General features: G+C 73.4%; 21 protein-coding genes. 12 read left to right on the forward strand and 9 right to left on the reverse strand.

All coding sequences use genetic code 11. The annotated features are described in order from the left end of the window. Positions 1–77 precede the first annotated feature (77 nt). The 3 genes from ACZ7C5_RS10300 to ACZ7C5_RS10310 all read right to left on the reverse strand — a co-directional run bounded on the left by ACZ7C5_RS10300 (position 78) and on the right by ACZ7C5_RS10310 (position 4,054). Entirely contained in the window at positions 78–1,370 is a 1,293-nt protein-coding gene (locus ACZ7C5_RS10300) for a DUF5667 domain-containing protein (RefSeq protein WP_470322409.1), read from the reverse strand. Positions 1,371–1,635: 265 nt separating this feature from the next. After that, the gene (locus tag ACZ7C5_RS10305; RefSeq protein ID WP_401081316.1) at positions 1,636–2,457 is read right to left on the reverse strand and encodes an ECF subfamily RNA polymerase sigma factor, BldN family; all 822 of its coding nucleotides are present in this window, start codon (positions 2,455–2,457) and stop codon (positions 1,636–1,638) included. 601 nt (positions 2,458–3,058) lie between these two features. After that, positions 3,059–4,054 carry an HAD family hydrolase gene (locus tag ACZ7C5_RS10310; protein WP_401080123.1) on the reverse strand — a complete coding sequence of 332 codons (996 nt, stop codon included), beginning with the start codon at positions 4,052–4,054 and terminating at the stop codon, positions 3,059–3,061. A 155-nt stretch (positions 4,055–4,209) separates the two neighbouring features. On the opposite strand from ACZ7C5_RS10310, the gene ACZ7C5_RS10315 reads away from it, so the two are divergent. The 7 genes from ACZ7C5_RS10315 (at position 4,210) to hemB (ending at position 11,518) form a co-directional block, all read left to right on the forward strand. Beyond that, positions 4,210–4,485, forward strand: a complete 276-nt coding sequence (locus tag ACZ7C5_RS10315; RefSeq protein ID WP_401080121.1) for a glutaredoxin family protein — start codon at positions 4,210–4,212, stop codon at positions 4,483–4,485. Positions 4,486–4,669: 184 nt separating this feature from the next. Beyond that, a complete protein-coding gene (locus tag ACZ7C5_RS10320; protein WP_401080119.1) occupies positions 4,670–5,404 on the forward strand; it encodes a 3'-5' exonuclease in 735 nt (244 codons plus the stop codon). Between the two features lie 107 nt (positions 5,405–5,511). Further along, on the forward strand, positions 5,512–6,408 hold the full coding sequence (locus ACZ7C5_RS10325; protein WP_401081313.1) for a redox-sensing transcriptional repressor Rex: 897 nt from the start codon (positions 5,512–5,514) through the stop codon (positions 6,406–6,408). 25 nt (positions 6,409–6,433) lie between these two features. Continuing rightward, the gene (locus ACZ7C5_RS10330) at positions 6,434–7,774 is read left to right on the forward strand and encodes a glutamyl-tRNA reductase (protein ID WP_401080117.1); all 1,341 of its coding nucleotides are present in this window, start codon (positions 6,434–6,436) and stop codon (positions 7,772–7,774) included. 41 nt (positions 7,775–7,815) lie between these two features. Next, positions 7,816–8,823: a hydroxymethylbilane synthase gene (gene hemC, locus ACZ7C5_RS10335; RefSeq protein WP_401080115.1), complete on the forward strand. Its 1,008-nt coding sequence runs from the start codon at positions 7,816–7,818 to the stop codon at positions 8,821–8,823. Then, a complete protein-coding gene (locus ACZ7C5_RS10340; protein ID WP_401080113.1) occupies positions 8,820–10,469 on the forward strand; it encodes a bifunctional uroporphyrinogen-III C-methyltransferase/uroporphyrinogen-III synthase in 1,650 nt (549 codons plus the stop codon). The genes hemC and ACZ7C5_RS10340 overlap by 4 nt, the downstream gene beginning before the upstream one ends. A gap of 68 nt (positions 10,470–10,537) precedes the next feature. Then, the gene (gene hemB / locus ACZ7C5_RS10345) at positions 10,538–11,518 is read left to right on the forward strand and encodes a porphobilinogen synthase (protein ID WP_470322410.1); all 981 of its coding nucleotides are present in this window, start codon (positions 10,538–10,540) and stop codon (positions 11,516–11,518) included. A 69-nt stretch (positions 11,519–11,587) separates the two neighbouring features. Here the strand turns inward: hemB and ACZ7C5_RS10350 are convergent, their stop codons facing one another. The 3 genes from ACZ7C5_RS10350 to ACZ7C5_RS10360 all read right to left on the reverse strand — a co-directional run bounded on the left by ACZ7C5_RS10350 (position 11,588) and on the right by ACZ7C5_RS10360 (position 12,848). After that, positions 11,588–11,857: a hypothetical protein gene (locus tag ACZ7C5_RS10350; RefSeq protein ID WP_401080109.1), complete on the reverse strand. Its 270-nt coding sequence runs from the start codon at positions 11,855–11,857 to the stop codon at positions 11,588–11,590. A gap of 214 nt (positions 11,858–12,071) precedes the next feature. Beyond that, positions 12,072–12,416 (reverse strand): rodlet layer protein, encoded by a 345-nt coding sequence (locus tag ACZ7C5_RS10355; protein ID WP_401080107.1) that lies wholly within the window; start codon positions 12,414–12,416, stop codon positions 12,072–12,074. 87 nt (positions 12,417–12,503) lie between these two features. Continuing rightward, the gene (locus ACZ7C5_RS10360; protein ID WP_401080105.1) at positions 12,504–12,848 is read right to left on the reverse strand and encodes a rodlet layer protein; all 345 of its coding nucleotides are present in this window, start codon (positions 12,846–12,848) and stop codon (positions 12,504–12,506) included. A gap of 301 nt (positions 12,849–13,149) precedes the next feature. Between ACZ7C5_RS10360 and ACZ7C5_RS10365 the strand changes: the two genes are divergently transcribed. Continuing rightward, the gene (locus ACZ7C5_RS10365; protein ID WP_401080103.1) at positions 13,150–13,812 is read left to right on the forward strand and encodes a hypothetical protein; all 663 of its coding nucleotides are present in this window, start codon (positions 13,150–13,152) and stop codon (positions 13,810–13,812) included. A 97-nt stretch (positions 13,813–13,909) separates the two neighbouring features. Here the strand turns inward: ACZ7C5_RS10365 and ACZ7C5_RS10370 are convergent, their stop codons facing one another. The 3 genes from ACZ7C5_RS10370 to ACZ7C5_RS10380 form a co-directional block, all read right to left on the reverse strand. Continuing rightward, positions 13,910–14,287, reverse strand: a complete 378-nt coding sequence (locus ACZ7C5_RS10370; RefSeq protein ID WP_401080101.1) for a hypothetical protein — start codon at positions 14,285–14,287, stop codon at positions 13,910–13,912. Between the two features lie 113 nt (positions 14,288–14,400). Further along, positions 14,401–14,664, reverse strand: a complete 264-nt coding sequence (locus ACZ7C5_RS10375; RefSeq protein ID WP_401080099.1) for a chaplin — start codon at positions 14,662–14,664, stop codon at positions 14,401–14,403. A gap of 110 nt (positions 14,665–14,774) precedes the next feature. Next, the gene (locus tag ACZ7C5_RS10380; RefSeq protein WP_401080097.1) at positions 14,775–15,017 is read right to left on the reverse strand and encodes a chaplin; all 243 of its coding nucleotides are present in this window, start codon (positions 15,015–15,017) and stop codon (positions 14,775–14,777) included. Positions 15,018–15,510: 493 nt separating this feature from the next. On the opposite strand from ACZ7C5_RS10380, the gene ACZ7C5_RS10385 reads away from it, so the two are divergent. The 4 genes from ACZ7C5_RS10385 to ACZ7C5_RS10400 all read left to right on the forward strand — a co-directional run bounded on the left by ACZ7C5_RS10385 (position 15,511) and on the right by ACZ7C5_RS10400 (position 19,750). Continuing rightward, entirely contained in the window at positions 15,511–15,750 is a 240-nt protein-coding gene (locus tag ACZ7C5_RS10385) for a chaplin (RefSeq protein ID WP_401080095.1), read from the forward strand. A gap of 243 nt (positions 15,751–15,993) precedes the next feature. Next, positions 15,994–17,670 carry an RICIN domain-containing protein gene (locus ACZ7C5_RS10390; protein ID WP_401080093.1) on the forward strand — a complete coding sequence of 559 codons (1,677 nt, stop codon included), beginning with the start codon at positions 15,994–15,996 and terminating at the stop codon, positions 17,668–17,670. 244 nt (positions 17,671–17,914) lie between these two features. Further along, positions 17,915–19,195, forward strand: a complete 1,281-nt coding sequence (locus ACZ7C5_RS10395; protein ID WP_401080091.1) for a hypothetical protein — start codon at positions 17,915–17,917, stop codon at positions 19,193–19,195. A gap of 63 nt (positions 19,196–19,258) precedes the next feature. Continuing rightward, entirely contained in the window at positions 19,259–19,750 is a 492-nt protein-coding gene (locus ACZ7C5_RS10400; protein ID WP_401080089.1) for a MarR family winged helix-turn-helix transcriptional regulator, read from the forward strand. The last annotated feature ends 88 nt before the right edge of the window (positions 19,751–19,838 follow it).

Below are 19,838 nucleotides of genomic sequence, written 5' to 3' on the forward strand. Positions count from 1 at the left end.
CGGAGGGCCCGGCGGAGTGGATCTCCGCCGGGCCCTCCGGCCGTTCCGTTCAGCCCGTTCCGGCCGGCCCGTTCCGTTCAGCCGCCGAGGATGCGCAGCCCGGGCAGCAGGTCCGGGAGCAGCGGGGGCACCTCGACGCCCTGCGGCTGGGACGGGCTCGGCGCGCTGGGCGTGGCCGGCTGCGGCACCTGCGGCGGGGCCGCGTCGGCGCTCGGCGAGGGCTTGGTGCCGGTGAGCCCGTCGGTGAGGCCGCCGACCAGGCCGTTGACGGTGTCCGGGGCGCTGCTGGGCAGGGTGTCCGGCAGCAGGCCGCCCTTGCCGCCGGTGCCGGAGGCTCCGCTGCCGGGGGCCGCCGGGGCGTGCTCGGTGGCGCCCGGGCGGTTGCCGGAGGCGCCGGAACCCGGGGTCTGCCCGGTGCCGGAGGTGCTGCCGGAGCCGCCCGCCGGAGAGCCTGCCGGGGAACCGCCGGTCGGGGCGGCCGAGCCGTCGCCCGCTCCGGTGCCGGCCGAGTCACCGCTCGTGGCGGGTGGCAGGGCCAGGCGCAGGGGCGCGACGTCCTCGCTTATGTCGTCGAAGAGCCGGCTCACCAGATCGGCCTGCTGGGTGAGCTGGACGGGCAGCCTGCCCTGCAACTCGCTCCAGCGGCCGTCCTCGTCGTGGGCGAAGCCGGCCAGTGCCCGCATCGGGTCGAGCGAGCCGTTGCTGCGGTAGACCGAACGCAGCAGGTCGCGGCCCTTGAGGGCGTCGGCGTGCATGTCGTCCAGCGCGCGGCGGACCTGCTCGACGGTGACGGGGCTGAGCGCGCCGGCCGGGCCGGTGCGGCCGACCAGCGTCTTGGCCTCGCCGAGCCGGGTGGCCGCGCTGTCGAGCAGCAGTTCGCCGCGCTCGGAGTCGGAGCCCGCGAGGTCGAACCTGAGCCCTTCCAGGCCGCGCTTCAGGCCGTACAGCGTGTCCCCGGGGACGGCGTTGGAGCTGGCCGTGGCCGCGCCGGCCAGGCTGCCGACGGCGAGCCCGGCGACCAGCCCGCCGATCGCGAACCGCCGGCTCCAGCGGCCGCGCGACGCCGCCCGGATCGCCCGGCGGCGCTGGCGGGGGACCGCCCCGCCCGTCCCGCCGGCGAAGGCCTGCTCGAACGCGGCCATCAGCTGGGCGCGTTGGACCGTTCGGACCTCCCGGTCCAGCACCGGCCCCGGCAGCCCACCCAGCGCGTCGGTCAGACCGACCAGGCCGGCCATCGCGACCGAACCGGTGCCGGTGGCAGCGGTGTTGTCCGATTCGGCGTTGGCCGCAGCGCGTTGCTCCGCCTGGTGGGCCTCCAGCGCCTCGGCGAAGGCCTTCGCCCGCCGGTGCTCCAGCACGTTTGCCGTCACGGGCCGCACCTCCCTTCGTCGTTGTCGACACCCCGGCCCGCCGGACGGTTGCCCTGGCTGGCCAAAGCCACTCCATCGGGTGATAGGCCGCAATTCGACTTGACCGTACGCCCGGTGGGGGCTTGCATGCTGGCCAACGAGCGGTGCGGGTGGTCGGTTACGCGCGGCTGATCATCGGACCGACCGTTCACCCTGACGTGTCGGCCCGGCGTGGACGGTGACGGCCCGCCGGGCCGTATGGCGGACGGGCCGTCGACGGTCCCGCTCATCGCGCGTCGGGCGGGAGCAGCCGGGCCAGGGTGCGTACGGCGCGGTACTGGAGGGTCTTGATGGCGCCCTCGTTCTTGCCCATGATCCGGGCCGTCTCGGCCACCGAAAGCCCTTGCAGGAAGCGCAGGGTGACGCACTCCTGCTGCTGCGGGTTGAGCCGGCGCACCGCGTCCAGCAGGGCGGCGTTGGAGAGCGACTCCAGCACCGACTCCTCCGGGCTGCGCTCGCACTCGTTGGAGTCGAGCATCTCGCCGGTGGTGACCTCCAGCCGGAAGCGGCTGGACTTGAAGTGGTCGGCGACCAGGTTGCGGGCGATGGTGACCAGCCAGGCGCCGAAGTCCCGGCCCTGCCAGGTGAAGGTGCCGATCCGGCGCAGGGCGCGCAGGAACGTCTCGCTGGTGAGGTCCTCGGCGGTGGCCCGGCTGCCGACCCGGTAGTAGATGTAGCGGTAGACGGTGTCCGCGTAGTGGTCGTAGAGCCGGCCGAAGGCCTCGCTCTCGCCGGCCTGGGCCCGCTCGACCAGCTCCATGATCGGGTTGTGCTCGGTCTCGTAGCCGGGGCTGGGCGCGGTCCTGGCGCGGCCCCGGCCGACGCCGGTGCTGCCCGAGCGGCCGCGCGAGCCGGTGCCGGTCGAGCCGGCTGCGGTGGTGCGCAGTGCCGTGCCGGGGCCCTGCGGGTGGCCGAACGTTCCTCCGGCGAGCGCGAGTCGGGGCGGGTCGGCGAACTGGCTGCGGAGCAGGCTGCGCAGCAGGTCCAGGCCGGTGGAGATCTGCCGCTCGGCGGTGGGCCGGCCGCGGAGGCCGGTGCGGGGGCGCAGGGGCACGGACGACGGGCGGGAGGGTGCAGGCGCGTCGTTCCGGACGGGTGGGTACACGGGACTCCCAGAGGCAGAACTGTGGACGGATCACCTCCGCCTGCGCGGAGAGCACTCCCCGAAGCGTCCGTTCGAGCGGGACGCGTGGTGACGTGCATCCAGGAGAGAATAACGCTTTGTGCAATGACAGCTACACCGTGTGGTCGAAGTGGTCGTTTGGGATCCATTTGTTGTGCATATTCGGCTGACACTGACCGGTGCTGTCGGCGTTCATCCGGCTCAACGTGATCGAACGGGTGCCCTGGGTGACCAATTCGGCGGCCTGAGGGGCGGTTTCCCAGCCTCGGGGCCCGGCAACCCCCGACTTTCCAGGTCTGGCGAACGATCAGAACCAGTCACTCGGCGACAGGTTCGTGCAGGTGGTCCGACTGTCCTGCGGCGAAAGGGAGTTCGCCCGTACGAGGGGCCAGGTCAGAGGCCTTGTTGACGCCCGCTCACCCTCCGGGGCGAGCCCGCCGGGGCGGCCTCCGAACGCCTCCGAACGGGCCCCGAACGTCTCGGAACGTCTCCGCACGGGCCGCGGGCAGGCTCCGGCGCGGGACGCTCAGGCGTGGTGCCGCCGCCGGTTCAGCGCCACCCCGGCCGCCGCCGCGCCGGCCAGCACCCCCAGCGCGGCCGCCGCCGGCAGCCCCACCCGGGCCGCCTTGCGTCCGGTCCTGAAGTCCCGCACCCGCCAGCCCTGGGCCCGGGCGTGGCGGCGCAGCGCGCCGTCCGGGTTCACCACGTACGGGTGGCCGACCAGCGAGAGCATCGGGATGTCGTTGGCCGAGTCGCTGTAGGCGGCGCAGCGGTCGAGGTCGAGGCGTTCGCGCCGGGCCAGCGCGCGGACGGCGGCGGCCTTGGCCGGTCCGTGCAGCAGGTCGCCGACCAGCCGGCCGGTGTAGCAGCCGTCCCTGGCCTCGGCGACGGTGCCGAGCGCGCCGGTCATGCCGAGCCGCCTGGCGATGATCCTGGCCACCTCCAGCGGGGCGGCGGTGACCAGCCAGACCCGCTGGCCGGCGTCCAGGTGCATCTGGACCAGGGCGCGGGTGCCGGGCCAGATCTTGTCCGCCACGACGTCCTCGAAGATCTCCTCGCAGATCGCCTCCAGGTCGGCGGTGCGCTTGCCCGCCACGATGCCGAGGGCGGACTGCTTGGCGTCCGAGATGTGGTCCGGGTCCTCGGTGCCGTGCAGCCGGAACCAGGTCTGCTGCCAGGCGAAGCGGGCGATGTCGCGGCGGGTGAGGAAGCCGCGGCGGTAGAGGCCGACTCCGAGGTAGAAGACCGCGGCGCCGCGCAGGATGGTGTTGTCGCAGTCGAAGAAGGCGGCGGCGCGGGGGTCGTCCGGGTCGGGGGTGTGGTCCCCGTCCGGGGCCTTGGAGGTCTTCCCCGTCCTGGCCCCGTCCGGCGCGTCCGGCGCGGCGGAGCCCGGTCCCGCGGTGCCGGGCGCGGGCTCGGCGCGCAGCGCGGCCTCGGCCGCCTCGGCCGCGGCTTCGCCGGCCAGGGCGCTCCGCTCGCTGCTGGAACGCCTTGCCTGGGTGAGCCTTCTGAGCACGGCCATGTCATCGAGGATAGCCAGCCGGGTGCGCGGTGGCCGTGACGGAGCCGTGCCCGCGAGGTGAACAGCTCCACCGGCCCCGCCGAGAGCCGAAGCGCAGGTCGGGACAGGGGCCGGGCCCTCCGGGGGCGGGCGGCGGGGTGGCGCAGAATGGGGCGGTGAGCCCACTGCTGCGACGTAAGAGCCCCAAGCCCGCGGACCGGACCGTGACCCTGGTCGGCAAGCCCGGCTGTCACCTGTGCGACGAGGCCCGCGAGGTGATCGTCCGGGTGGCGGGCGAGCTGGGGGCGTCCTTCGAGGAGAAGGACATCACCCAGGACGAGGAGCTGTACCGCCGCTACTGGGAACAGATCCCGGTCACCCTGATCGACGGCCGCCAGCACGACTTCTGGCGGGTCGACGAGCGCCGTCTGCGGACCGCCCTCGGCGGCTGAGCGGGGGCCGGGCCGGGCCCGGGCGGGCGTTCGTCCGTGTACCGACCCCCCCGCCGATCGGCGGGGGCGGTTCGCCGAATCGTTGCCGAAGACACCCCGTTCCGGCATGGGGCGGGACGGGTTGGTCGGCTTACGATCGAACGCGTTTGCGCCCATGGGGGGCTGAGCACACGAGGAGTGCGCCATGCTTCCCGGCCCTACCCCTGGGACGCCCGGAGCCCGGGGCTTCGCGGTGGTGGACGTGGAGGCGACCGGCCGCAGTCCGTGGCGGCACCGGATGGTCGAGGTCGCGGTGGTGCTGCTCGACGAGCGGCTCCGCCCCGAGGGGGAGTTCGCCACCCTGCTGGACCCGCTGGGCCCGGTCGGCCCGACCCATGTGCACCGGATACGCCAGCGCGACGTCGAGGGCGCCCCGCGCTTCCGCGAGATCGCCCCGCGGCTGCTGGAGCTGCTGGCGGGCCGGGTGCTGGTCGGTCATCACGTCAGCTGTGACCACGCGTTCCTGGATCGCGAGTTCGCCAGGATCGGGGTCCCGCTGCCGTCCGTCCCGCTGCTGTGCACGATGCGGCTGGCCCGCGCCCACCTGCCGGCGGCCCGCGGTCACGGCCTGGCGGCCTGCGCGGAGGCGGCGGGCCTCGGCTGGTACCCGGCGCACACCGCGCTGGGCGACGCCCGGGTGACCGCCGAGCTGCTGCGGCACTGTCTGGACGCCCCGTCCTGCCCGCCGGACGACTGGACCGGCCCGCTGCGCGAGGCCGCCGGGGTGCCCTGGCCCCGGCTCGGCCGGGCCCGTTCCCGCCCGGCGGGCACCGGAGTCCCGCTGCTCCGCAGGGAGGCGCCGTACGGTCCCTGGCTGCCCGGCTGCCAAGCCCCGGAGGTGGTGCTGACCCAGGCCGGTGCTATGGGTTCGACGGCGTGATGCGCATCACTGTGCGGGGACAAAACGGACACCATCTTTGTGCACACGTTCACAAACGCATAGCCTGGCTGCCAAAGCCCAGCTTCACCCACAGGAGCACCGTGGCAATCGGCCGATCACCACAGAGCAGTTCGCAGACGCCCGACCAGGGCGCCGCGCGCCGACCCTCGCGTGCCCGGGGCATCCCGGAGGCGACGGTCGCCCGCCTGCCCCTCTATCTGCGGGCACTCACCGCGCTCTCCGAGCGCTCGGTGCCGACGGTCTCCTCCGAGGAGCTGGCCGCCGCGGCCGGCGTGAACTCGGCCAAGCTGCGCAAGGACTTCTCCTACCTCGGCTCCTACGGCACCCGCGGCGTCGGCTACGACGTCGAGTATCTCGTCTACCAGATCTCCCGCGAGCTCGGCCTGACCCAGGACTGGCCGGTCGTCATCGTCGGCATCGGGAACCTCGGCCACGCGCTCGCCAACTACGGCGGCTTCGCCTCCCGCGGTTTCCGGGTCGCCGCCCTGTTGGACGCCGACCCCAACGTGGTCGGTTCCACCGCGGCCGGACTGCCGGTGCGCCACATGGACGAGCTGGAGTCGATCGTCGAGAGCCAGCACGTCTCCATCGGTGTGATCACCACCCCGCCCGGCGCCGCCCAGCAGGTGTGCGACCGGCTGGTGGAGGCCGGCGTCACCAGCATCCTGAACTTCGCCCCGACCGTGCTGACCGTCCCGGACGGCGTGGACGTGCGCAAGGTGGACCTCTCCATCGAGCTGCAGATCCTCGCCTTCCACGAGCAGCGCAAGGCCGGCGAGGAGCCGGACGACCGCGCCGAGTCGGTGCTGGACCGCGCCCCCGGTCCGGTCCGGGCGGCCGCCGCCAAGCTGCGCCGCGCCGCGGGCGGCACCGGCAAGGGCCGGGGCACCGTCGAGTCGGCGGCCAAGGACCAGGGCGAACCGGCCAAGGGAAAGACCGCCACGGGCGGCGACGGGGATCTCTCCGCGGTGATGCCCGCATGAACACCGAGAGCTGTGGGGGGCGGGCATGAGCCTTCTCGTCGTAGGGCTGAGCCATCGCACGGCCCCGGTCGGGGTGCTGGAGCGCGCCGCGCTGACCGGTGAGGTGCCGACCCGGCTGCTGCACGACGCGGCCGCCACCACGACCGTCGCCGAGGCCGCGCTGCTGAACACCTGCAACCGGATCGAGCTGTACGCCGACGTGGACAAGTTCCACGCCGGCGTCGCCGAGCTGTCGCTGCTGCTGGCCCACCACAGCGGGGTGGACCTGGAGGAGCTGACCTCCCACCTGTACGTCCACTACGAGGACCGCGCCGTCCACCACCTCTTCTCGGTGGCCTGCGGCCTGGACTCGATGGTCGTCGGCGAGGGCCAGATCCTCGGCCAGCTGCGCGACGCCCTGGCCAAGGCCCAGGAGGAGCACACCGCGGGGCGCGGCCTGAACGAGCTGTTCCAGCAGGCGCTGCGGGTCGGCAAGCGGGCCCACAGCGAGACCGGCATCGACAAGGCCGGCCAGTCGCTGGTCACCTTCGGCCTGGAGCAGGTCGCGGCGGGCGCGGGCGAGATCGCCGGCAAGCGCGCGCTGGTCGTCGGCGCGGGATCGATGAGCTCGCTGGCCGCCGCCACCCTGGTCCGCTCCGGCGTGACCGACCTGCTGATCGCCAACCGGACCCCGGCCCGCGCCGAGCGGCTGGTCGAGATCCTCGGCCCGGACGTGGCCCGCACCCTGGACCTCGCCAAGGTGCCGGAGGCGCTGGCCGACGTCGACCTGGTGATCTCCTGCACCGGCGCGTCCGGCGTGGTGATCAAGGCCGAGGACGTGGCCGCCGCCGTCGCCGCCCGCACCTGCGCGCAGCCGCTCGCCCTGCTCGACCTGGCCATGCCGCGCGACGTCGACCACGCCGTGCACGAGCTGGCCGACGCCCTGCTGGTCGACCTGGAGAGCCTCTCCCACGCGCACGCCGCCAGCCCCGGCGTCGGCGACGTCGACGAGGTCACCCGGATCGTCTCCGACGAGGTGACCGCCTTCGGCGCCGCCCAGCGGGCCGCCCGGATCGCGCCGACCGTGGTCGCGCTGCGCTCGATGGCCTCCGGCGTGGTCGCCGCCGAGCTCGGCCGGCTGGACTCCCGGCTGCCCGACCTGGACGAGCGCTCCCGCGCGGAGATCACCCAGACCGTCCGCCGTGTCGTCGACAAGCTGCTGCACGCCCCGACCGTCCGGGTGAAGCAGCTGGCCGCCGAGCCCGGCGGCGCCTCCTACGCGGAGGCGCTGCGCGAGCTGTTCGACCTCGACCCGGCGGCCGTGCACGCCGTGTCGGGCACGCCCGTAGGCGGCGCGCCCCAGCCCTCGGCCGGGGGCGTCAGATGAACCGTCAGCCATCCCACGAGTACCACCGGGACGATCACCTCATGAATGGTCAACCGATCACGGAGCAGCCCGCGGCCACCACGGCCCTGCGGCTCGGCACCCGGCGCAGCGCCCTCGCCATGGCGCAGTCGGGCATGGTGGCCCGCGAGGTGACCAGGGTCACCGGGCGCCCCGTCGAGCTGGTCGAGATCACCACCTACGGCGACACCTCGCGGGAGTCGCTGGCGCAGATCGGCGGCACCGGTGTGTTCGTCTCCGCGCTGCGCGACGCGCTGCTGGAGGGCCGGATCGACTTCGCCGTGCACTCGCTCAAGGACCTGCCCACCGCCGCCCCCGAGGGCCTGGCGCTGGCCGCCGTCCCGGAGCGCGAGGACGTCAGGGACGCCCTGGTCGCGGCCGAGGGCCTGACCCTGGACGAGCTGGTGGAGAAGCTGGCCGGAGCCGGCCGCCCGGCCCGGATCGGCACCGGCTCGCCCCGCCGGATGGCGCAGCTGAACGCCTGGGCCACCGCCCGCGGCGCCCAGCTGGAGACCGTCGCGATCCGCGGCAACGTGGACACCAGGATCGGCTTCGTGACCAGCGGCGAGCTGGACGCGGTGGTGCTGGCCACGGCCGGCCTGAACCGGCTCGGCCGCAGCGCCGAGATATCCCAGCACCTCGGCACCGAGGTGATGATCCCGGCCCCCGGCCAGGGCGCGCTCGCGATCGAGTGCCCCTCCGCCGCCACTGACCTGACCGCCGTGCTCGCGGCCCTGGACCACGCCCCCACCCGGGTCGCCGTGGCCGCCGAGCGCGCCCTGCTGGCCACCCTGGAGGCCGGCTGCTCGGCGCCGGTGGCCGCGCTGGCCACCTGGGGCCGGGAGAACGAACTGCGGCTGGACGGCGTGGTCGGCGACCCCGACGGCTCCGCGCTGCTGAAGATGTCCGCCAACGGTCCGATCGTCCTCGACGAGACCGCCGAGCGGCAGGCGGTGGCCCTCGGCCGCGCGCTGGCCGACCGGCTGCTCGCCGCGGGCGCGGCCGCCCTGATGGGGGAGCGAGCCCGATGAGCCCCACCACCGCCACCGACGCCCTGTTCCCGGCGGGACAGCCCGCCACCGGACGGTGCACCTTCCTGGGCGCGGGCCCCGGGGACCCGGGGCTGCTGACCCTGCGCGCGGTCGAGGTGCTGTCCACCGCCGACGTGCTGGTCGCCGACCCGCTGACCGCCGCCGCCGTGCGCAGCCACTGTCCGGCCGGTGTGCAGGTGCACGCCCCCGCCGCCGAGGGCACCGACTTCGACCTGGCCAAGCTGGTCGCCGAGGCGGTCCGCTCCGGCAGGCACGTGGTCCGCACCGTCGACGGCGACCCCGGCCTGGACGGCTGCGCCGCCGAGGAGATGCTCAGCTGCGCCGGCGACGGGATCCCGTTCGAGGTGATCCCCGGCGTCGCCCAGTCGGTCGGCGTCCCGGCGTACGCGGGCGTCCCGCTGCGCGCCGGGGCCGGCACCGACGTGCGCTTCGTGGACGGCGCGGCGCTGCTGGCCGGCAGCCCGGTGGACCTGGGCGGGGCGGAGACCACCCTGGTGGTCCGCACCACCCTGGGCCGGCTGCCCGCCACCGCGGGCGCCCTGGTCGCGGGCGGCCGCAAGCCGGACTCGGCGCTGAGCGCCACGCTCTCCGGCACCACCACCCGGCAGCGGACCTTCACCTCGACCCTGTCCGGCATCGCGGCCGACCTGAAGGCCGCCCGGGTGCTGCCCTCGCCGGTCTCCGCCCCGGTCGATCCGGCCACCTCGGTGATAGCCGTGGTGGGCGAGCAGGTCGCCCACCGCGCCTCGCACTCGTGGTTCGAGACCAAGCCGCTGTTCGGCTGGAACGTCCTCGTGCCGCGCACCAAGGAGCAGGCCACCGGCCTGTCCGAGCAGCTGCGCTCGTACGGCGCGGTGCCGCAGGAGGTGCCGACCATCGCGGTCGAGCCGCCGCGCACCCCGCAGCAGATGGAGCGGGCCATCAAGGGCCTGGTCACCGGCCGGTACGAGTGGATCGCGTTCACCTCGGTGAACGCGGTGCGCGCCGTCCGGGAGAAGTTCGAGGAGTACGGCCTGGACGCCCGGGCGTTCGCCGGGATCAAGGTCGCGGCGGTCGGCGAGACCACCGCGCAGGCCCTGGTGGACTTCGGCGTGAAGCCGGACCTGGTGCCCTCCGGCGAGCAGTCCGCGGCCGGTCTGCTGGAGGACTGGCCGCCGTACGACCCGGTCTTCGACCCGATCGACCGGGTGCTGCTGCCGCGCGCCGACATCGCCACCGAGACCCTGGTGGCCGGCCTGGTCGAGCTCGGCTGGGAGGTCGACGACGTGACGGCGTACCGGACGGTGCGCGCCTCGCCGCCGCCGGCCGAGACCCGCGAGGCGATCAAGGGCGGCGGCTTCGACGCGGTGCTGTTCACCTCGTCCTCGACCGTCAGGAACCTGGTCGGCATCGCGGGCAAGCCGCACAACGTCACGGTCATCGCCTGCATCGGCCCGGCCACCGCCAAGACCGCCGAGGAGCACGGCCTGCGGGTCGACGTGATGGCCCCGGCGCCGTCGGCGGCCGCGCTGGCCCAGGCGCTGGCAGACTTCGGGGCCAAGCGCCGCGACACCGCGACGGCCGCCGGTGAGCCGGTCTACCGGCCCAGCGAGCGTCGTCCGGGTTCGCGCCGCAAGGCCCGCTGACACCCCTCACGGCCGGGGGCGGCCGACCGTCGCCCCCGGTGCTGCACAACCGTTCGGAGAGAGAAGCCGTGTCCGCTGAATTCCCGTACGTACGCCCCCGCCGGCTGCGTCAGAGCCCGGCGATGCGCCGCCTGGTGGCCGAGACCCGGCTGCACCCGGCGGAGCTGATCCTGCCGCTGTTCGTCCGTGAGGGCGTCAGCGAGCCCGTCCCGGTGAGCTCGATGCCCGGCGTCGTCCAGCACTCCAGGGACACCCTGAGCAAGGCCGCGGTCGAGGCGGCCGAGGCGGGCCTGGGCGGCCTGATGCTGTTCGGCGTCCCCGAGGTGCAGGACGCGACCGGCAGCGAGGGCACCAACCCGGACGGCATCCTCCAGCAGGCGATCCGGGACGTGGTCTCCGAGGTCGGCGACTCCCTGGTGGTCATGTCGGACCTCTGCCTGGACGAGTACACCGACCACGGCCACTGCGGCGTGCTGGCCGCCGACGGCAGCGTCGACAACGACGCCACCCTGGAGCGCTACGCCGAGATGGCCAGGGTGCAGGCCGACGCCGGCGTCCACCTGGTCGGCCCGTCCGGCATGATGGACGGCCAGATCGCCGTGATCCGGCGGGCGCTGGACGAGGCCGGGCACCAGGACGTGGGCATCCTCGCCTACACCGCCAAGTACGCCTCGGCCTTCTACGGCCCGTTCCGCGAGGCGGTCGGCTCCTCGCTCAAGGGCGACCGCAAGACCTACCAGCAGGACCCGGCCAACGCCCGGGAGTCGCTGCGCGAGCTGGCGCAGGACCTCGCCGAGGGCGCGGACATGGTGATGGTCAAGCCCGCCATGGCCTACCTGGACGTGCTGCGCCAGGTCGCCGACGCCTCCCCGGTGCCGGTCGCCGCGTACCAGGTGTCCGGCGAGTACGCGATGGTCGAGGCGGCCGCCGCGAACGGCTGGATCGACCGGGAGCGGATGATCATGGAGACGCTCACCTCGATCCGCCGCGCGGGCGCCGAGCAGGTCCTCACCTACTGGGCCCTCGAAGCCGCCGCGATGCTCAAGTAGCGGACGCACCGCACGACGGAAGGCCGGGCCGTTCCCCTCACGGGAGCGGCCCGGCCTTCCGGGTTCCCGCTAGATGCCCACGTCGCCGGCGTGCGCGAAGCCCACGCCGCCGCCGATCAGGTCGGTGGAGGTCGCGGCGCCGCCGCCGAAGCCGCCGGCGGCGGTGTCCCCGGCGTGGGCGATGCCGAAGCCCTCGCCGGCCAGGAACGGCTGGTCGGCCGAGGCGACGAACTCGCCGCCGCCGGCCACACCGACGTGGGCGAAGGCCGGGGTGGCGGCACCCGCGAGCGCCAGGGCGGCAGCGGCGGTCAGTGCGGCCTTGGCCAGCTTGCTCTTCATGGAACTGCCCTCTCTCTGGGAGCGCCCCCGCGGGCGCTCTGACACGTGATCACATCCGGCGGCCGGGACCGGCGCCCCACGCGCCGGACCGGATCGCCGCTCACCCGTCCGGACCGCGCCGCGGCGCGACCGGCCGGACACTTTCGTCCGCGAAGCCCGGAGGGCCCGGGGAGGTGTTCCTCCCCGGGCCCTCCGTCCGTGCCGTGCCCCGTGATCAGCCGATCAGGTGCGAGACACCCGCGTCGCCCGAGGACTGGGTGTTCTGGCCCACGTCGCAGATCTGCTTCGGGGTGCTGTTCAGGATCGGCACCTCGACCGGCACCGCGACACCGATGACGGCGACGGCGATGTTGTGGATCTCCGGCAGGCAGATGTTCGGGTTGTCCAGAACGTGGCTGTTCGGGCTGCCGTTGCCGGTGGTGCCGGTGTGGTTGGTGCCACCGTTGCCCTGGACGGAGGTGGCGGCGCCGTCCGCGTCGACGATGGCGGACGCCGAGCCCGCGGACATCGCGAGGGCGGCGACGGCCAGGCCGGCCGCGGCGAAGGACTTCTTGATCATTTCCGGTTTTCCTCTCGGGGGTGAATCTGGGGAGCGATTCGGGGGTGGATCAGAGGGGTGGTGCAGGGAGAGCAGAGCGGGGAGCCGTCAGCCGATCAGGTGGGACACGCCGCCGTCGCCCTGGCTCTGGGTGCCCTGGCCGATGGTGCAGTACTGCCTGCCACCGGTGTTGGCGACCGGGACCTCGACCGGGACGGCCACGCCGAGCACGCCGACGGCGATGTTGTGGATCTCCGGCAGGCAGATGTTCGGGTTGTCCAGGAAGTGGAAGTTCGGGCTGTTGTTCCCGACCGTGCCGGTGAAGTTGGTGCCGCCGTTGCCCTCGATCGAGGCGGCGGCGCCGTCCGCGTCACCGATGGCGGACGCGGGCCCGGCGGCACCGGCCAGCGCGGCGACGGCCAGGCCGGCGGCGGCGAAGGACTTCTGGATCATGGCGAGATCCCTCTCTGAAATGCTCTTTGGATTCCGTGCGTACAACGCTGAGAACGCTCAGACCCGGTCTGCAGTCACTGACGTCCAGATCAAAGAACGACGGCACGGAAGGTTACGGGGATTCTTGAAAAGAGTCCCGGAGACACGGCGGCGGATCGTTTCCGGTCGGATTATTAACCCGAACCGGTTAATCGCCGCAATCCACACTCCCGGTCACTCGTTGAGCAGATCGCTTTCCGGCTGCGGCCCCCGCAGCCCTTCCCCAGTGATCCCCAGTTCGGACAGCAGAACGGTGAATAGCATGAAGTTCTCCAAGCGGGCCGGCGCGATGCTGCTGGCGGTAGGCGCCGGCGTGCTCGCCTCCCCGGGAGCGGCCTCCGCCGCCCCGGTCGGACTCGACCAGGTCGGCGTCCTGGAGGACGCGCTGGCCACCCAGCAGGTCCCGGCGGACGTCCCGCTCGCCCCGCTGGGCAGCCGGCTCACGGCCGGCATCCCGACCTCGCTGGTCATGCCCCCGGTGCCCGCCCGGACCACCAGCACCGACGGAGCGCTGCTCCCCGAGCAGATCCTTCCCCAGCTGACCACCGGCAAGGTCGGCCCGAGCGCCAAGGCCGACCTCCCGCTCCCGCTGGTCGACCAGAGCGCCGACCTCGGCAAGGTGCTGCTGGACGCCCCGGCCGCGCCGCTGCACGCCAAGACCCCCGGGCTCACCCTCGGCAAGCCGCTCGCGCTCGCCCAGGACGGCGCCGGCCAGCTCGCCGACGGCCGGCTGAAGGTGGACGAGATCGACCCGCGCCTGGTCTCCGGGGCGGTGCAGGTGATCCCCGGGGCCAAGGCCAGCCTCGGCGACGAGGACAGCCGGCTCTCCCTCACCGACACCGCCGGCGCCCTGGCCGACACCGCCACCACGACCACCACCACCGTGGTGGGGCAGTCCGGCCTGACCGACCTCACCCGCCTCTGAGGCCTGTCCCGGCACGAGGGCCCGGCACCCCGGCCGCGTGGCGGGGTACCGGGCCCTCGTGCGCCCGGGCTCTCGTGGGCCCCGGGCCCCCGGGGGCTCAGCCCGGCAGGAGGCCGGTCAGCCCGCCGACCAGCGGGAGGTCCTTGGCGCCGCCGCCGGCGCTCAGCGGGCCGGTCAGCGTCCCGGTGCCGACCGCGGGCAGGCCCTGGTCGGGCTGGAGGGCCGCGCCGTTGTTGAGGAAGTCGGCCGAGGAGTTCGCCCACGGGTCCAGCCGCAGGCTCTTGATCGGCGCGATGCCGTAGCCGAGGCCGGTGGTCGTCCCGCCCAGCGCCTGGCCGAGGTCGGTCTTGGTCAGCGTGGCCGGACCGGCCGGGGCCTCGCCCGCCGCGGTGGCGGCCTGCGCCGAACCGGCGCCGAGCAGCACCGCGGCACCCGCGGCGGCGGCCAGGACGGCCGCGCTCTTCTTCGAAACCATCGTGATCACCCTTCGGTGGATCGGGAGTCCCGGACGGCTGTCCGGGGACGCCGAACTGCCCCCCGGCCGACTGGTCGGGGGGCAGGACGGCCGGTACGCGTGCCGATCGGGGATCAGCAGTCGTCCGCGGGCGGCGCCTCCACGTTGGCGCAGGTGTTGCCGAACGCCGGGTTCAGCAGGCCGACGATGTTGACGGAGTTGCCGCACAGGTTGACCGGGATGTGGATCGGCACCTGGATCTGGTTGCCGGAGATGACACCGGGGGAGCCGGCGGCGACGCCCTCGGCGCCCGCGCTGGCGGCGGCGGAGCCCGCCGCGCCCAGCACCAGGCCGGCAGCGGCGGCGGAGAGGACGGCGGCCTTCTTCATGTTCTGCATGGGGGTTGATCTCCTCGATCACACACGGGTGGAGCGTGCCGCGCCCCGGCGCTGCGGGGCGCGGCACGGGCTCGGGTGAATCAGCTGTCGCCGGTGCGGCGACGGCGGGTTCAGCCGGCGTTGACGCACTCGTTGCCGAACGCCGGGTTCAGCAGGGCGATGATGTTGATGGTGTTGCCGCACAGGTTGATCGGCACGTGGACCGGGATCTGGATCTGGTTGCCGGAGAGCACGCCGGGAGAGCCGGCGGCGACGCCCTCGGCGCCCGCGCTGGCGGCCGCGCCACCGGCGGCACCGAGCACCAGGCCGCCGGCGGCCAGCGACAGGACGGCGGCCTTCTTGAAGTTGCGCATGTCATTCCTCCGATTTCTGCCCGACGGAAGGGAAATGTCGGGAGCCGGGCGAGCACGAAATACTCACCCGAGGGCTTCAGGGATTGCCGCGATTGTCACTCGGGCGGCGCACACCGGCGTGTTCCGCCCATGGCTCGGGCGTGGCCGCGGCCGCCGTGTCGCGGTGCCTCTCGAAACGGTTCCCGCACGGCCGGGAAAGGCTCGGACAAAGGCGCGACGGTGGAATTCCGGTCAGGCGATCCGGCACGGGTTGCCGGGCGCCGGGTATGGGAGGCCCGCCGCGTGGGGGCCGTGGAGACCGGGTTCCGTGAGGGAGAACGAGGAACCGCGGATCGGGAAACGGTCCGGTCCTTCGATCACCCGAATGCCGGGCCCGCGGCGCCGTTGGGCCGGACGGGTGACAGTGGGCGGCCTGTCGCAACCGGTCCGGTGGGGTCTCGTTCTAGATGTCGCACTCCCCGTGCATCTCTGTCGAACAGTCAGGAGGCTCGCTATGAGCATCAAGAAGACCGCCGCCGTCGGCGCGGCCGTGGTGGGCATCGTGGCCAGCGGCGCCGGTGCCGCGATGGCCAGCTCCGGCGCCCAGGGCGTCGCCGCCGGTTCCCCCGGTGTCGTCTCCGGCAACCAGATCCAGGTCCCGGTGCACGTTCCGGTGAACGTCTGCGGCAACACCATCGACATCATCGGCTTGCTGAACCCCGCGTTCGGCAACAAGTGCGCCAACGTGGGCTGATCCAGCACCCGGTTCGGCCGGTGAGAGCCGCCGCTCCGCGCTTCCCTCCTGGGGCGCGGGGCGGCGGCTCCTCGTTTCCCCGGAATCTGTGGTCCCGTCAGTTCCCGGTGATGTCACACGTCTTGTTGTGTTACTTGTCAGTTCCTAGAATGCGAGACCTGCTCACCTTTCCCTGCTCCTCTCTTGCCCAGAGCCGCTCGGCGCCCCGCCGAAGCGGGTCCCCACCCTCGCAAGGAGTCGCGTGTGATCAGGTCCCCACTGTCGGCTGCGCGGCGGACGCGCCCGGGTGCCTCCCGGTGCGCCGCGCTGCTCGCCACCGGTGCCCTCCTCGCCACCCTCGGCCTGGCCGGCGCCCCCGTCGCCCTGGCCGATCCCGCCCCGGCCGCGCCCGTGGCCGCCGCCCGCCCGTCCGCGATCGTCGCCCTCGGCGACAGTGCCATCTCGGGGGAGGGCGCCGGCACCGACACCAACGACGGCTACTTCCCGGAGACGGACAGTCCCACCAACTACTGCCACCGCCATCCCAAGTCGGAGATCTTCGTCACCGACATCCCCGGGGTCACCCCGATCGACCTCGCCTGTTCCGGCGCCCAGACCGGCGACCTGGTCAGCGACCCGGAGCTGGCGAAGATCACCGGCCCCGGCAGCGGCGACTTCGGCGAGCCCAAGCAGGACGTCAAGCTGGCCGACACGGCGGCCAGGTACGACGTCAAGATGGTCGTCGTCACCATCGGCGCCAATGACGACTTCGACTTCAGCGGCATCATGATGCACTGCCTGGCGCAGTACTTCCCGATCCCCAAGGACCAGGGCTGCCGGGACACCATCGGCAGCGACGAGATCCGCCGCCGGGCCAAGGGCGTCCAGCCCAAGGTGGTCGCGGCGCTCCAGAACATCCGTCAGACCATGCGGAGGGCCGGCTACGCCGACTCCTCGTACCAGCTGGTCTACCAGTCGTACTTCAACCCGATCACCCCGGACATCCGGCGCAACGACTACGTCGGCAAGGTCGCCGACGGCTGCCCGGCCTTCCCCGAGGACCTCGCCTGGGGCCACAACTGGGTGGTGCCGACGCTCAGCGACGCGCTGCGCGGCGCGGCCGAGCAGGTGCCCGGCGTCCGGTACCTGGACCAGCGGCGGGTCGCCTTCGGGCACGAGGTCTGCGCGGAGTGGACGACCTCCCCGTACGAGTACAGCAACGGGGACGTCATCAACCTCTCCGAGTGGGTGCGCAACGGCTGCGACTCGCAGATCGGCATCCCCGGGCTGTGCATGAACATGGTCCGCCAGTCGTACCACCTGCGGGTGGCCGGCTACCGCGGCGAGGGCGTCTGCCTCGGCCAGTTCTACTCCCGGCCCGAGCTGGCGCAGGCGTACTGCACGCTCAACCAGCAGAACACCACCTCGATCCAGCCGCTCAGCCCCGGACAGCCGTTCGGCGACGTCCCCGAGGACGGCTCCTGGTACCAGCTGACCAACGCGGCCGGCGGCAACGCGCTCGACCTCAGCGGCGGCGGCAGCTACGGCGACTCCACCGACGGCCGGCCCGCGATCACCTATCCGGCCACCGGCGGGCTGAACCAGTCCTTCGTCCTGGAGGCCAAGGCCGGCGGCAGCTACGAGCTCGACTTCAGCGGCAACCGCGACATGTGCCTGGACGCCAACGCGGCCTCCACCGCCCCCGGCACCCGGATCCAGCAGTGGCGCTGCACCGGCGGCGGCAACCAGCACTGGGTCTTCAAGCCGGCCGGCAACGGCCGCTACCGGATCGCCGACTCGCAGGACCAGACCAAGGTCCTGGCCACCGGCGGCACCCTCGACGCCAAGGGCAACCCGTACGTCGAACTCGCCACCGACACCGGAGCCCCCAACCAGCTCTGGCAGCTCACCAAGCTCGGCATCGTCTACGTCCACGGCTGATCCACCCCGCCCGCCCTCACCCCGTCGCCGCCCCCACCCGGGCGGCGAAGGCCGCGTTCACGGTCGGCCGGAGTCGGCCGTGGACGCGGCGGGGCGGCGGGGTATTCGGCATGGGCGGCATGGTGCTGGGCGACGGTCGGGGGACGCCAGCGGTTTTCGGCGCGGGGACGTGCCGTAGGCTCACGGGAAAATCGTTGCGCCGGAGCCGCGCGGACACGAGCGGGGCGGGGAGTACCCAGACCAGATGAGCACGGCATCGAGCACCGAGTCGTCCAGCACCCAGCCCGGAGCGCCCGAAGGGGCGCCGGCGGAGGCCCCCGAGGAGCGGACGGGCCGGGAGCCCGGGCGGTTCGGGGCGCTGGTGGACCGCTTCGCGCCCGCGCTGGGCGCGTACGCGGTGGTCAAGGCCATCGGCCTGACCGTCTTCATGCTGCTGCTCTCGCACACCGGCGACTACCTGAAGAAGCAGCCGGGCCGCGGCGGCGGCACCAACGCCTGGGACGTGCTGGGCACCTGGGACGGCGTCTGGTACCAGCGGATCGCCGAGAACGGGTACGACCCGCAGCTGATCCCGCTGCACGGCTTCCCGCTGGCCACCTACTACGAGAACTCGGCCGCCTTCTTCCCGCTCTACCCCTGGCTGATGCGGCTGGTCGGCACGGTCACCGGGCTCGGCCCGTACGGCTCGGGGATCGTCGTCTCGGTGCTCGCCTCGTTCGTCGCCGCGGCCGGCATCTTCGCCGTCGCCGAGCGGCTCGGCGGCTACCGCGCGGGCGTGATCGCCGCGGTGCTCTGGGGCCTGTTCCCCGGCTCGGGCGTGGAGTGGGCGGTCTACTCGGACTCGCTGTTCGTCGCGCTGTCCGCCTGGGCCTGCTACTGCGTGATGACCCACCGCTGGCTCGCCGCCGGCCTGCTGGCGCTGGTGGCGGGCCTCAACCGGCCGACCGCCGCCGCGCTGATCGCGGCCGTCTCCATCGCCGCGCTGGTCGCGCTGGTCCGCCGCACCGACGGGGTGGCCCGCCCGCTGACCGCGATGCTGATCACCCCCTGGGGCCTGATCGGCTACGTCGCCTGGGTCGGCTGGAAGATGGGCGACTGGGGCGGCTACTTCAAGCTCCAGCAGGGCGCCTGGAACCGCTACTTCGACGGCGGTGCCTCCACCCTGCGCACGATCATGGACGTGATCACCGGGCACTGGGACTTCTGGCAGTCCAACCCCGTCCCCGACCTGATCGCGATCGCCCTGCTGATCGCCCTGCCCGGGCTGCTGGTGCTGTTCTGGCGCACCCGGCCGCCGCTGGTGCTGTGGGTCTACACCGCGCTCACCATCCTCACCGCGCTGAGCAGCAACCAGATCTTCGGCAACATCTCGCGCTACCTGCTGCCCGCCTTCCCGCTCTGCATCGGCCTGGCGGTGGCGCTGCGCCGGATGCGGACCTCCTCGCTCGCCGGGCTGCTGGCGATGCCGGTCCTCGCGGCGGGCTGGTACGCGGGCTATGCGCTGTTCGAGTTGGGCATCCCGTAGACCCGGCGTTGGTTGGCAACGGGATCATCCGGCAGCAGACGGGCCGTTGCTAACCTCGGAGCCATGACGACGACCCCGCCGCCCGTGCGCCAGATCCGCGACATCTCCGGGCTGATGGACCACGCGAGCCACGTGCTGGCCACCCGGATGGCGGCCGCCTTCACCGAGCTGGGGATCACCCCGCGCGCCTACTGCGTGCTGTTCCACGCGCAGGAGGCCGAGCGCACCCAGATCCAGCTGGCCGAGCTGGCGGACCTGGACAAGACCACCATGGTGGTCACCGTCGACGAGCTGGAGAAGGCCGGCCTGGCCGAGCGTCGTCCGTCCGCGACCGACCGCAGGGCCAGGATCGTCTCGGTCACCGCGGCGGGCGAGCGGACCGTGACGGAGGGCACCGCGATCGCCGACCGGGTGCACCGGGAGCTGCTGGAGGCGCTGCCGCAGCCCGAGCGCGAGGTGTTCGTCTCGGCGCTGACGCACCTGGTGGAGGGGCACCTCGCGGAGCCGGTCGAGGTCGAGCGCACCGTCCGCCGGGCCCGCCGTTCCCGGGGCTGATCCCGGAAGCCCAATCTGCTCCCGAGATAGATAGTCCCGAACAAAACGATCTGATAGCGTCCTACCCGGTACTCGACGAACCGGGAGA

It is taken from the genome of Kitasatospora sp. NPDC036993 (genome assembly GCF_055607525.1).